This window comes from Flavobacterium sp. KH_001 (genome assembly GCF_057840745.1).
Map to the genome: position 1 here is coordinate 1286469 of NZ_CM174520.1, position 13238 is coordinate 1299706.

Genomic DNA, 13238 nt, shown 5'->3' on the forward strand with positions numbered 1-13238 from the left:
AAAATTAAAGATTATGTCAGACATTGCATCAAGAGTAAAAGCGATTATCGTAGACAAATTAGGTGTTGACGAAAACGAAGTTGTAACAGAAGCAAGCTTCACTAATGATTTAGGAGCTGACTCATTAGACACTGTTGAGCTTATTATGGAATTCGAAAAAGAATTTGATATTCAAATTCCAGACGATCAAGCAGAAAACATTGCTACTGTTGGTCAAGCTATTTCTTATATCGAGGAAGCTAAAAAATAATAATACTGCACCCGGTTTCTAAAAATACCAATTTTTGAAATTCCAAATTCCAGTTGGAATTTGACTTTTGATTTTTGTAATTTCTAAGGATCGGGTGTTATTATTTTTTTTAAAATTTAAATTTCGATTGATTTTCAATCAATAAGATATATTTATATTGTAATGCCCATGGCTCTTAAGTAACAATACTGTTAAGAAAGCGTGGGTTTTATTTGTTTAAAGTACAAAATACATATTTATGGCATTAAGGCGAGTTGTTGTAACAGGATTAGGTGCACTTACTCCTATCGGGAATAATATCCAGGATTATTGGAATGCACTTGTGAATGGGGTTAGCGGAGCCGCTCCTATCACATACTATGATACAGAGAAGCATAAAACGAAATTTGCCTGCGAAGTAAAAAACTTCAATATTGAAGACTACATGGATCGCAAGGAATCTCGTAGATTAGATAAATTTGCTCAATATGCTATTGCTGCCAGTGACGAAGCTATTAAAGATGCTGGACTTACAAATGATAATATCGATAAAACAAGAGTTGGTGTTATCTGGGGAGCAGGAATTGGTGGTTTGGAAACTTTCCAGGAAGAAGTAATTTATTATGCTAAAGGTGACGGAACTCCAAAATTCAATCCGTTTTTTATACCTAAAATGATTGCCGATATTGCTCCTGCGCATATTTCGATGCGTAATGGTTATATGGGTCCAAATTATACTACGGTTTCTGCATGTGCATCTTCTGCAAATGCATTAATTGATGCTTTCAACTACATTCGTTTAGGAATGTGTGATGTTATTGTATCAGGTGGTTCAGAAGCTGCTATTACCATTGCTGGTATGGGAGGTTTTAACTCTATGCACGCTTTATCTACAAGAAATGAAAGCCCGGAAACGGCTTCAAGACCTTTTGATGCAACCAGAGACGGTTTTGTTTTAGGAGAAGGAGCAGGAGCTTTGGTTCTTGAAGATTACGAACATGCTAAAGCAAGAGGAGCAAAAATTTATTGTGAAGTTGGTGGAGGCGGAATGTCATCTGATGCTTACCATTTAACTGCCCCACATCCGGAAGGAATTGGAGTTATTGCAGTAATGAAAAATACACTAAGAGATGCTGGAATGAATCCTGAAGATGTTGATCATATCAATACACACGGAACTTCTACTCCATTAGGAGATGTAGCTGAATTAAAAGCAATTAGTGCTGTATTTGGTGAGCATGCAAAAAATATCAATATCAATTCAACAAAATCAATGACAGGTCACTTACTTGGAGCTGCCGGAGCGATCGAAGCAATTGCTTCGATTTTGGCTATGCAACACAGTCTTGTTCCTCCAACGATTAACCATACTGTTGTTGATGAAAAAATTGATCCTGCATTAAACCTTACATTAAACAAACCTCAAAAAAGAGAAGTAAATGTTGCGATGAGTAACACTTTTGGTTTTGGTGGTCACAATGCTTGTGTATTGTTTAAAAAATTAGTTGACTAATTTCTGTATATGAATATTATCAAAAAAATATTTTCTAAATCCCGTTCTCTAGAAGACGGGATTTTTTTTGACACTATTCAGAAAATACTTGGTTTTCCGCCGGCAAATATTGATTTTTATAAGAAAGCATTTACGCACCGGTCTTCGAACAAACTTGATGAATCTGGAAACCCAATTAATTATGAACGACTGGAGTTTTTAGGAGATGCTATGTTGAGTGCTGTTATTGCAGCGCACCTATTTAACAAAGCGCCGAATGGCGACGAAGGTTATTTGACAAAAATGCGTTCTAAAATTGTAAGTCGTGAGCATTTGAATGAATTAGGCAAAGACTTGAATTTAGTTCGTTTCGTAGAAAGTAAAGTGCCTATTCAGCATTTTGGTGAAAATATTCATGGTAATATTTTCGAATCGCTTATTGGAGCTATCTACCTGGATAAAGGATATGCTTTTTGCGAAAAATTTATACAAAAAAGAGTAGTTACTCCTTATGTCGATATCGCACGATTGGAAGGAAAAGTAATTAGTTATAAAAGTTTAGTTATCGAATGGTGTCAGAAAGAGAAGAGGATCTTTCATTATGACATTTTTGAGGATAACGGTATTGACGGACAACGCTTGTTTGGTGTCAAATTAAGTATAGACGATAAAGTAATCGCAAGAGCGCGAGCAACTTCAAAAAAGAAGGCAGAAGAAAAAGCTTCACAAAGAGCTTATTTTGCATTTCAGGAAAAAATAGATAAGAAATAACTACAAAAATACGGTTAGTTTCTTAAAGCTATAACGTTTTCGTTTATAAATTAACAAAAACATCCACATCTTAACTATTGATGCTCCGTTAGAAATAGTATATTTACACCTTGATTTTTCATGATATGGCTATTCATAGATTGGATTTAGACGAATTTGACGAGATTGATTATTATTTAATGGCAATTCATACTTCATTAGAAGATTATAGATTGGCCTATTTTATCAATAAAAACCTTCCGATTAACTTAAGTAAGAGCAAAAACGAGATCCATGCTCAGACTAAGGAAGGCGAGGCAAATTTTTCCAGATTTTATTACTATGATTCTGAAAAAGCCATTTCCTGGAATTTGATTCAGAATAAAAATGAAATCATTTCTGTGAGTACAAATGATTTCCAGAATTTGTTTTCCAGCGAAACAAGTGAGGTTTCGACAACAATTCATTTACTTCCTGAATTCAAAAAGGTAGATTTTTTCCTGAAAATAGACAATAGCGATGAGGCTGTCGATTTTTCAGAAATTCAGCAACAACTAAATTCAATAGAAAGTATTGCAGCAATATATGCTGTGGATACCAACAAAATAAAATCAAAAAACAATCTAATTTTTTAAAAAAAATGTTAACAAACAAGAAAACCAAAATTGTTGCTACGCTAGGGCCTGCATGTAGTACGAGAGAGATTATCAAGGATATGATCGAAGCAGGGGTTAATGTGTTTAGAATCAATTTTTCGCATGCTGATTACGAAGGAGTAAAAGATAAAATTAATATTATTAGAGGCCTTAACGAAGAGTTTGGTTATACAACTGCAATCCTTGGAGATTTGCAGGGACCAAAACTTAGAGTTGGTGTAATGGAAGAAGGAACTGTAGTAAATGATGGTGATCTAATAACTTTTACAACTGCAGAAGATATTATCGGAACAGCTCAAAAAGCATTCATGAAATATCAAAATTTTCCAAATGATGTAAATGTTGGAGAGCGTATTTTGCTTGATGACGGAAAACTTATTTTCGAAATTATTTCTACAGATAAAAAGACAGAAGTTGTTGCTAAGGTAATTCAGGGTGGAGAATTAAAATCTAAAAAAGGAGTTAATCTTCCAAATACAAAAATTTCGTTACCGGCTTTAACTGAAAAAGATATTGCAGATGCTATTTTTGCTATCGAACAAAAAGTAGATTGGATTGCACTTTCGTTTGTAAAAACACCTCGCGATTTACAAGATTTACAAGAATTGATCGCTAAGCATTCTGATGTTAAAATTCCAATCGTTGCTAAAATTGAAATGCCGGAAGCTCTTGAAAACATCGATAAAATTATTGCATATTGTGATGGTTTAATGGTTGCTCGTGGAGATTTAGGAGTTGAACTTCCTGCTCACGAAGTACCATTGGTACAAAAAGATTTGATTCGCAGAGCTAAAACGGCTAGAATCCCGGTTATCGTTGCTACTCAAATGATGGAAACAATGATTACAAGTCTGACTCCAACAAGAGCTGAAGTAAATGACGTTGCCAACTCGGTAATGGATGGTGCTGATGCTGTAATGTTGTCAGGAGAAACTGCTACAGGAAATTACCCTGTACAAGTTATCCAAAAAATGACTCAAATTTGTGAGGCAGTTGAGGATTCTCCGCTTATTCAGGTTCCACAAAACACACCACAAATTAAAACAAAACGTTTTGTTACTAAAACAGTTTGTCACCAGGCAGCTTTATTGGCAAATGAAATCAAAGCAAAAGCAATTTGTACTTTAACAAATAGTGGTTATACAGCTTTCCAGATTTCGGCTTGGAGACCATCTTCTCATATTTTGGTGTTTACTTCAAACAAAAGAATCTTAACACAATTGAATTTATTATGGGGAGTAAAATCATACTTCTACGATAAAGACGAAAGTACAGATGATACTGTAACTGATGTTAACGAAATTGCAAAACAAAAAGGGTATGTTGTAAAAGGAGATTATTTGATCAACCTTGCAGCAATGCCAATTAAAGATAAAGGAATGGTTAACACCATGAGAGTTTCTGAAATAGAATAGTTTAACTTACCAATATTAAAAAGCCGTCAAAATTATTTTTGACGGCTTTTTTTTTGCCCTAAATTTTCCGCTCTTATTTAAGATTTTTAGAAAAAATCTGTCTCTGAATAAACATATAAAATAGGTTTTTTCTGTACCATCATATAGAATTGTTTAATTGATTGGCATAAAATATTAAACAATTGTTATCTGCAAAAAGAATTACATGCTAAATTCAATGCGTTTTTTGAATAATTCTGCAAAAATGCCTTCCAAAAAAAAGAATTTTATACTAAAAATTACATTTTTATAAAATAAAATTTAAAATCTAACTCCTTCGTTTCATGTTTTTTAGATGGTTCATTTTATAAAATGAAACAACATGGAGCAAAATAAAACATTTTTAACGTTTCATTTTATAAAATGAAACAATGTCAGGGCTTATAATTACTATAGTTCGGTTTTTTATTAGTTAATTTTGAGAAACTTAAAAAAAAGTTAACAAGAAACTTGTTTCAAATTCGCCCCGGAAAAAGAAATTAAAATTTGAAACATGTTCATGAGAGGAGGGAATATTCTTATTGAAAAAATGAAATAATACGCTTTATATATTCTATACGCATATCATTTATACAAAGAACTATTAACAAATTTTATTACCATGAAACAAGTTAGACTAAAATGTGTTTTTAAAAATGCAATAATGCTTTCCGCATTTGCATGCTTCACGATACAAGTGAATGCTCAAAGTACGAAGAAGCCCAATGTTCTTATACTTTGGGGCGATGATATTGGAACCACTAATATAAGTGCTTACAGTGATGGAGTGATGGGATATACGACACCTAATATTGATCGTCTGGCAAACGAAGGGTTACGTTTTTTACATTATTATGGAGAGCAAAGCTGTACTGCCGGACGCGCTGCTTTATTAACAGGACAGCATGGACTTCGAACCGGTCTTACAAAAGTAGGTTTCCCGGGAGCACCTATGGGAATGAGTCAATTAGATCCTTCTCTTGGTGGTATAATGAAAAACTTAGGCTATGTTACAGGTCAGTTTGGTAAAAATCACGTTGGTGATCGTAACGAAAGTTTGCCGACAGTAAATGGTTTTGACGAATTCTTTGGAAATCTGTATCACTTAAATGCTGAAGAAGAACCAGAATTACCTGATTATCCTAAAGATCCTGAATATTTGAAAAGATTTGGCCCTAGAGGTGTATTAAAATGTACGGCAACCAATTCGGATGATGCAACTACTGACCCTCGTTTTGGCAGAGTTGGAAAACAAAGAATAGAAGATACAGGTCCTCTTACTAAAAAAAGAATGGAAACTATAGATGATGAAACATCTGCAGCAGCTATTGATTTTATCAAAAGACAAACTTCTGCCGGAAAGCCATTTTTCTGTTGGTTTAATGCTACACGTATGCATCTTCGTACGCACGTTAGAGCAGAACATAGAGGAAGATATACTCATGGAGACAGTGAATATATTGATGGTATGATCGAACACGATTTAACAATTGGAGATATCTTAAAAGCGCTAGATGATTTAGGAATTGCAGATAATACTATTGTAGTTTATTCTACAGATAATGGTCCACATATGAATACATGGCCTGATGGTGCAATGACACCTTTCCGCTCAGAAAAAAATACGAACTGGGAAGGTGCGTTCCGCGTACCTTGTATAGTACGTTGGCCGGGAGTAATTAAACCAGGACAAGTTACTACTGAGTTAATGAGTCATAATGACTGGATGCCAACTTTAGCATCAATTGCAGGAGAACCTGATTTAACAAACAAACTGTTAAAAGGATATACTGCTAATGGAAAAAGTTACAAAGTACATTTAGATGGCTTTGATCAAAGTAATTTTTTACGTGGTAAAACACCAAAAAGTGCGAGAGACAAATTCTTTTATACAGATGATGATGGCTTATTAGTTGGTTTGAGAGAAGGTGACTATAAATATGTTTTTGCAGAACAACGATTGGGCGGTACAATGGGAGTTTGGGCAGAACCATTTACGAAACTGCGTTTACAAAAAATATTCAATTTGTACCAGGATCCTTTTGAAAGAGCCGATATTACTTCTAATAGTTTTTGGGAATGGCAGTTGAATCACGTTCAGCTAATGTATGGAGCCATACAAGATGTGGTCGTATTTGCAGAAACATTCAAAGATTATCCTCCAAGATCAATTCCGCCAAGCTTCTCAGCTTACACTATTATGGAAGAGGCAATGAAAGATATTAAAGCACAGAAATATATTGAGAAAAATGTTCTTCCTAAGTTAAAAGAGGAGGAAGCAGCAGATGCAAAAAAGAAAAAATAATTAATGCTGTAAGGAAACAGGATTTTAAACAGTCCTGTTTCTTTTCATTTAAATATTATAATTATGTATAAGAAAATATATGTAGTGCCTCTGTTTTTATTATTACTGGTTTCTTGTAAAAAATCGGATACTGTCACTACTGCAGATCCTAAAGACAGTACAACAACAGTAGCAACTAGCGGAGACCCACTACCAAGCTGGAATGACGGAGTACTCAAAAGCGATATTATTGCTTATGTAACTAAAGTAACTAAAGAAGGAAGTCCCGATTTTATTCCGGTTGAAAGCAGAATTGCAACGTTTGATAATGACGGAACGCTTTGGGCTGAAAAACCATATGTTCAGGAATTATTTGCTTTTTACAGAGTTAAAAAAATGATTGAAAAAAATCCTGCTTTAGCTCAAAAACAACCTTTTAAAGCTGTTGTAGAAAAAGACAAAACTTTTTTTGAAAAAGGAGGCGATAAAGCCTTAATCGAATTGATTGCGGCAACGCATACGGGTATGACCGAAGATGAATTTGAAGCTTCCACAAAAGAGTTTTTTGCGGGTGCCCAATATCCTGGTAAAAATGTTCCTCTAAAACAAATCAGATACCAGCCACAATTGGAGCTTTTGAATTATTTGCGTGCAAATGGTTTCAAAACTTTCATTGTAACCGGTGGAACGATCGAATTAGTACGAGCAATATCAGCTGATTTTTACGGTATCCCAAAAGAACAAGTTGTTGGAACGTCTTTTAAATACTCCTTTGATGATGCAACTAATAGCATCAAAAGAGAACCAGCTTTAGATCTTTTAGATGATAAAGCAGGAAAACCAGTTGGAATACAATTACACATTGGTCAACGACCTGTTTTTGCTTGCGGAAATGAAGGTGGAGCAGGAGATCTTGCCATGTTAAGATATTCTTCAGGAAGCAAATATCCTTCTTTTCAAATGATCGTAAATCATAACGATTCTATTAGAGAGTACAATTATCAGGAAAAAGATAATTTGTCCTTAAATACTGCTGCGAAATACAAATATCATGTAGTAAGCATGAAGGATGATTGGAAAACCATATTTCCCAAGTAAATAATTTTGAGTTAGTTATTAGAAAAAGAAACAACTTTCAACTTATAAAGGTTGTTTCTTTTTGATTTTAAGCTGAGTAAAAATCTTTTAAAAGAAAATAACCATGAAACTTCCAAGGTATTCCATTTCAATTCAATCTCTTTTTATTGCAGTTGTTTTTCTTTTAAATTTTAATGTGTTTGCACAAGAAGAAAAAGCCGGAACAAGTGCTCAGGAACTGGCAGATAAAATGGCAAATCCGGTGGCGAGCTTAATTAGTGTGCCGTTGCAAAATAATCTTACTTACGGAATTGGTCCTTATAACGGCTCAAAATATCAGATCAACATACAGCCCGTAGTTCCTTTTAAATTAAGTGAAAATTTAAATTTAATTACCCGTTATATTCTTCCGGTGGTAGATCAGCAGGACGTTACCGGCGAAAACACCCATGAATTTGGTTTAAGCGATGCTACTGTAACAGCTTTTTTTGCTCCTAAAACTAAAGGAATTATTCTGGGAGTTGGTCCCGCTTTTTTGGTTCCAACTGCTACCGAAAAATTTTTAGGAACAGAAAAATTTGGTATCGGACCCAGTGTCCTGGTTATGCATCAGGGAAAAGGACTTTCTATAGGTTTTTTAGCCAATCAAATCTGGTCAGTAGCTGGTAGTTCAGATCGGGCAGATTTCAACCAATTTTACACCCAAATATTTCTTACTCACAGTTACAAAAGTGGTGCAAGTTTAGGAATTACTTCAGAAATTACGCAAAACTGGCAAGGAAATACAACGCTTATTACAGTAAGCCCAAATGTTGGAGCGATTACCAAATTAGGAGGACAGACCATGCAATTTGCGGTTATGCCTTTAATCCCAATTGTGGGCCACTCAGACATAAGACCTGATTGGGGACTGAGAGCGGTTGTCGCTTTTATATTTCCTCAGTAAATCAATTTCAAACTTAAAATTATTATGATGAAAAAATCACTTCTTATTTTGGTTGCCCTATCGTTATTTGTTAGCTGTAAAAAAGAAACAACAACGACAACTGAAACGTCCAAAACAGAAAATAATGCAGTTCCAACAGATAAAGATATTGTTGATGCTTATACCTATCTGTATGGCAGATATCTGGTAATTCAACAAGAGAATTATGACATCAATGTAGAGAAAGTGGGCTATAATAAAATTAAATACAATCCGCTCGGTACGGCTCAATTTGTGAATCCAAATTTGGATGTTGCTTATCTTGAAGCTTGGATTGCAGTTGATAAAGACCACGCTGTTATTCTGAATGTCCCTAAAATCGAGGGACGTTATTACACTGCAGAATTATTAGACGGTTGGGGAGAAGTAATTGTCAATATCAACAATCGTAATTTTCCTAAAACACCTTATGGAAAATTTGCATTAGTTCTAAAAGGAACAAATCCAACGATTCCTGCAGATGCTGTAAAAATCGAATTACCATCAGAAAAAGCAAAAATGCTGGCTCGTGTTGAATTAAAAGGTACTCCAGATATTGCTCAAAAACTACAAAAGCAATTTACATTCACTGTTCCTGACGGAATTAAAATAGCACCACCGTTAACCATTCCTGAGTTTACTCCTAAAGCACCAATTGGCGGAGAAATTTTTGATAAAGTAGAAGAAGTGGCAGCTTCGTATCCTGACGTTATGCCAAAGGCAAAAGAATATCAGGACAAAGCAATTGTAATAGAGCAATATCGTAAAACAGATGATAAGGCAAAAGCACATGTGGATGAAGTTGTAAAAACACAAGCGATTCCGGGATTTCTAGCCGGCGCAAAAGGTTTCGGTACTCAAAAAGGAGGCTGGTCAGTATCTTATGCTGCAGGTAATTTTGGTGATGATATTCTGGCTCGCGATATTATAAATTATGGTGGTTTATGGGCTAATCGAAAAGAAGAAGCCGTTTATTTTATTGGTTTGATAGACAGTAAAAATCAACCTTTAAGCGGCGATAAAGTATATGAAATCAGATTTCCAAAAGACGCTCTGCCAGATACTGCAGTTGATGCGTTTTGGTCAACAACTTTATATAGTGTGCCAGATTACAGGGTAGTAGACAATAAATTAAAACGCTATAATCTAAATAATGTTTCCGGTCTAAAGAAAAATCCTGATGGTTCTTTGAGTATCTGGCTGGCTTCATCATTGCCTAAAGGAGCAATTGAAAGCAACTGGCTGCCAACACCACCGGGAAAAGGTTTTTCGCTTAATTTCAGAACTTATGTCCCTAAGAAAATTGTTCAGGATGGCCAATGGTTTCCTGCTCCAATTGAAGAAAAAAAGTAATAGCACGTAATGACCAAAAACAATATTATGAAAAATAAATGTCTTGTAATTTTAGCTTCAGTCTCTTTATTGTTAAGCGTTGGCTGTAAAAAAGAAACCACTATAAGAGAAACTTCAGGTAATGATGTTGCTGCTGGAGATTCTTCTTCGGTAAAAGCGTTGCCTGCTGGTCCGGCGGCCAATACAATAATGACCGAAGAATATGTGAAGCATATTGGATCTTTGGCTTTTTTATGGGGATGGCCAATGGTTAATATTCATAATAGAAAAGTAATGTTCGAAAAACTTCCCGAACCAAGTTATAAAGGAGGAATTGTACCATTGAGTCCGCCAAATCAATTGTGTATGCTGACAGACTATATTAAACCAGGTGAAAGAGAAGTGGCTTGTCCGAATCAGGATGTAGTTTACGGATTTGGTATAACAGATTTTACTAAAGATGCAATAGTGGTTCAGGTTCCGGATTTTGGAGACCGCTTTTGGGTTTATCAGGTGTGTAATCAACGAACTGATGGATACGCCGGTTTAGGAAAAATGTATGGAACAAAACCGGGATTTTATTTGTTAACCGGACCAAAATGGAATGGGAAAGTGCCGGATGGAATTACAGGAGTTTTTAAATGTGATACTGATTTAGGAATTGTAATTCCAAGAGTTTTCCAAACGGATGATCCTGCAGATAAAAAATCGATTCAGCCACTTATTCAGCAAATAATAATGTATCCGTTGAGTCAGTTTGATGGAAAAATGAAAACAAAAGACTGGACAAAAATCCCTGTTTTACCGTCACCTGAAAAAGAAGGGAATGAAGAAACAAAATGGGTAAAACCTGAAGTTTATTTTGACGAATTGCCTGCTATTCTAAAAGAAGTTCCGCCACTTCCGGGTGAAGAAGCAATTTATGGACAAATACAATCTGTTTTGGCAGCTGCCCAAAAAGACCCGAAAATAAAAGCGATCTTAAAACAGGCTGCAATTGATGCTGACCAAAAATTGATCACCCCTTTATTTCAATTTTCGAATGTTGGTTATCCATTAAAAGATAATTGGACAACACAAGGAAACGGAGCGCAATTTGGATTGGATTATTTAACAAGAACGGCTTGCGCCAAAGCCAATATTTTTGTGAATAAACCTAATGAAACGAAGTATTTCTATCAGGATAAAGATGCTTCAGGACAAAGATTACATGGTAACAGCAAATACACTGTGACTTTTGCCAAAGGCGAAGTTCCTCCCGTAAAAGGATTTTGGTCGCTTACCTTATACAATCAATATCATTTCTTTTCTCCAAATTCGGTTAACCGATTTTCTTTAGGAACCAAGAATAAAAATCTAAAGTATAATGCTGATGGTTCATTGACGCTTTACGTTCAAAATACACCACCAGCAGCGGATAAAACAAATAACTGGCTGCCTGCTCCAAAAGAAACATTTTCTCTTTATGTAAGATGTTATTGGCCGGAAGATCGCGTAATTAAAGACGTTTGGACACCGCCTGCAGTTGTAAAAGTTAAATAATTAAAGTGCTTGTTGCCGGAAATTAAATCTTGATGTTTAATTTAAATATTAGTAAAATGAAAAAGAATCTAGTGAGTTTAATGATTATTTTTTTGTGTGTAGCTTGTGGAAAGCAAAAACAAAATGATGATGCTACAACCGTAGCAACAGGAGAAAACGATGCTGAAATTATTCAGATAGCAAAAGAAGCTTATATATACGGTTATCCGCTTGTATTGATGGATGCATCTAAAAAAGTCATGACAAATGCATTTACGACAAACTCGAAGAATGCAGCTGTAAATCAGATACAAAGTCTGAATGAATTTCCAGATGATAAATTTCATGATGTGGTAAAACCCAATGCGGATACTTATTATTCAATGGCATGGTTGGACCTTGGCAAAGAGCCATTAGTGCTTAAAGCGCCAAATACGAATGGACGTTATTATTTACTACCAATATTGGATGCCTGGACTAATGTTTTTGCATCTCCGGGTAAACGTACAACTGGAACCGCAGAGAAAACATTTCTAATCACAGGACCAAATTGGAATGGAACTGTACCAGCCGGAATGGAACAATTAAAATCGCCTACTGATATGGCCTGGATGATTGGCCGTACACAAGTAAACAGTAAAGAAGATGGCGCGACAGCCGTAAAAAAAATCCAGGAAAAGATTACACTGACACCACTAAGCGCTTATGGTAAAGCATATACAGCGCCTAAAGCGGTAAATGATCCAAGTGTTTCGAAAATACCTCCTGCACAATTTGTAAAAGAAATGAGTGCTGATGCTTTTTTTACCAAGCTAAATGAATTGATGGTAGAAAATCCCGCTGCACCAGCAGATGCTGAAATAGTGGCCAGAATGAAAAAAATAGGATTAGAACCGGGAAAACCTTTTGATGTTTCAAAATTTTCAGGACCACTTGAGGATTCCTTAAAAGCAGTGCCTGCCGCTACAAATAAATATATTGCCGAGATGGCCACAAAAACAGCAAAACCAGTAAATGGATGGCACATAAATCATGGTTTAGGAGATTATAAGACAAACTATTTGACGCGTGCAGTGATCGCTATGGGTGGCCTAGGAGCCAATTTAGATGCCGATGCGATTTACCCAATGTCTACTGCAGATGCCGAAGGTGAAAAATACGATGGCAGTAAATATAAATATGTTCTTCATTTTGATGCAGGTAAACTGCCTCCGGTAAATGCTTTTTGGAGCTTAACCATGTACGGACTGGATGATTTTATGGTTGCAAATCCAATTAATCGTTTTGCAATTGGAGATCGAAATAAACTGAAAAAAAATGCCGATGGTTCAATTGATATTTATATCCAAAAAGATAATCCTGGGAAAGACAAAGAAAATAACTGGCTGCCTGCGCCAAATGCCCAATTTCAATTAGCAATGAGATTATATTGGCCAAAAGAGGAAGTTATTAAAGGAAACTGGACACCGCCTGCAGTTGTAAAAATTAAATAATAAATCA

11 protein-coding genes are annotated in these 13238 nt (G+C 35.4%); all 11 read left to right on the forward strand.

Going from position 1 to position 13238, the window contains the following annotated elements:
- Positions 1–13 precede the first annotated feature (13 nt).
- The gene (locus AC3ITQ_RS05750) at positions 14–250 is read left to right on the forward strand and encodes an acyl carrier protein (protein WP_007137004.1); all 237 of its coding nucleotides are present in this window, start codon (positions 14–16) and stop codon (positions 248–250) included.
- 238 nt (positions 251–488) lie between these two features.
- Entirely contained in the window at positions 489–1742 is a 1254-nt protein-coding gene (fabF, locus tag AC3ITQ_RS05755; RefSeq protein ID WP_489237216.1) for a beta-ketoacyl-ACP synthase II, read from the forward strand.
- Positions 1743–1751: 9 nt separating this feature from the next.
- Positions 1752–2492 carry a ribonuclease III gene (rnc, locus tag AC3ITQ_RS05760; RefSeq protein WP_194656309.1) on the forward strand — a complete coding sequence of 247 codons (741 nt, stop codon included), beginning with the start codon at positions 1752–1754 and terminating at the stop codon, positions 2490–2492.
- A gap of 125 nt (positions 2493–2617) precedes the next feature.
- Positions 2618–3106, forward strand: coding sequence for an IPExxxVDY family protein (locus AC3ITQ_RS05765; RefSeq protein ID WP_072970137.1), 489 nt, complete (start codon positions 2618–2620; stop codon positions 3104–3106).
- 5 nt (positions 3107–3111) lie between these two features.
- On the forward strand, positions 3112–4542 hold the full coding sequence (gene pyk / locus AC3ITQ_RS05770; RefSeq protein WP_489237219.1) for a pyruvate kinase: 1431 nt from the start codon (positions 3112–3114) through the stop codon (positions 4540–4542).
- A gap of 640 nt (positions 4543–5182) precedes the next feature.
- Positions 5183–6865: an arylsulfatase gene (locus AC3ITQ_RS05775; RefSeq protein WP_489237221.1), complete on the forward strand. Its 1683-nt coding sequence runs from the start codon at positions 5183–5185 to the stop codon at positions 6863–6865.
- Between the two features lie 63 nt (positions 6866–6928).
- Positions 6929–7942: an HAD family hydrolase gene (locus tag AC3ITQ_RS05780; protein ID WP_489237223.1), complete on the forward strand. Its 1014-nt coding sequence runs from the start codon at positions 6929–6931 to the stop codon at positions 7940–7942.
- A 103-nt stretch (positions 7943–8045) separates the two neighbouring features.
- Entirely contained in the window at positions 8046–8867 is an 822-nt protein-coding gene (locus AC3ITQ_RS05785) for a hypothetical protein (protein WP_489237225.1), read from the forward strand.
- A 27-nt stretch (positions 8868–8894) separates the two neighbouring features.
- Positions 8895–10238: a DUF1214 domain-containing protein gene (locus AC3ITQ_RS05790; protein WP_489237227.1), complete on the forward strand. Its 1344-nt coding sequence runs from the start codon at positions 8895–8897 to the stop codon at positions 10236–10238.
- A 27-nt stretch (positions 10239–10265) separates the two neighbouring features.
- On the forward strand, positions 10266–11759 hold the full coding sequence (locus AC3ITQ_RS05795) for a DUF1254 domain-containing protein (protein ID WP_489237228.1): 1494 nt from the start codon (positions 10266–10268) through the stop codon (positions 11757–11759).
- A 56-nt stretch (positions 11760–11815) separates the two neighbouring features.
- Complete coding sequence (locus AC3ITQ_RS05800; protein ID WP_489237230.1) at positions 11816–13231, forward strand: DUF1254 domain-containing protein; 1416 nt, start codon at positions 11816–11818, stop codon at positions 13229–13231.
- The last annotated feature ends 7 nt before the right edge of the window (positions 13232–13238 follow it).

What these genes read in the sequence shown, in the direction of transcription:
- AC3ITQ_RS05750 (WP_007137004.1), top strand. Translation starts at nt 14, where the DNA reads ATGTCAGACATTGCATCAAGAGTAAAAGCGATTATCGTAGACAAATTA.
- fabF (WP_489237216.1), top strand. Translation starts at nt 489, where the DNA reads ATGGCATTAAGGCGAGTTGTTGTAACAGGATTAGGTGCACTTACTCCT.
- rnc (WP_194656309.1), top strand. Translation starts at nt 1,752, where the DNA reads ATGAATATTATCAAAAAAATATTTTCTAAATCCCGTTCTCTAGAAGAC.
- AC3ITQ_RS05765 (WP_072970137.1), top strand. Translation starts at nt 2,618, where the DNA reads ATGGCTATTCATAGATTGGATTTAGACGAATTTGACGAGATTGATTAT.
- pyk (WP_489237219.1), top strand. Translation starts at nt 3,112, where the DNA reads ATGTTAACAAACAAGAAAACCAAAATTGTTGCTACGCTAGGGCCTGCA.
- AC3ITQ_RS05775 (WP_489237221.1), top strand. Translation starts at nt 5,183, where the DNA reads ATGAAACAAGTTAGACTAAAATGTGTTTTTAAAAATGCAATAATGCTT.
- AC3ITQ_RS05780 (WP_489237223.1), top strand. Translation starts at nt 6,929, where the DNA reads ATGTATAAGAAAATATATGTAGTGCCTCTGTTTTTATTATTACTGGTT.
- AC3ITQ_RS05785 (WP_489237225.1), top strand. Translation starts at nt 8,046, where the DNA reads ATGAAACTTCCAAGGTATTCCATTTCAATTCAATCTCTTTTTATTGCA.
- AC3ITQ_RS05790 (WP_489237227.1), top strand. Translation starts at nt 8,895, where the DNA reads ATGAAAAAATCACTTCTTATTTTGGTTGCCCTATCGTTATTTGTTAGC.
- AC3ITQ_RS05795 (WP_489237228.1), top strand. Translation starts at nt 10,266, where the DNA reads ATGAAAAATAAATGTCTTGTAATTTTAGCTTCAGTCTCTTTATTGTTA.
- AC3ITQ_RS05800 (WP_489237230.1), top strand. Translation starts at nt 11,816, where the DNA reads ATGAAAAAGAATCTAGTGAGTTTAATGATTATTTTTTTGTGTGTAGCT.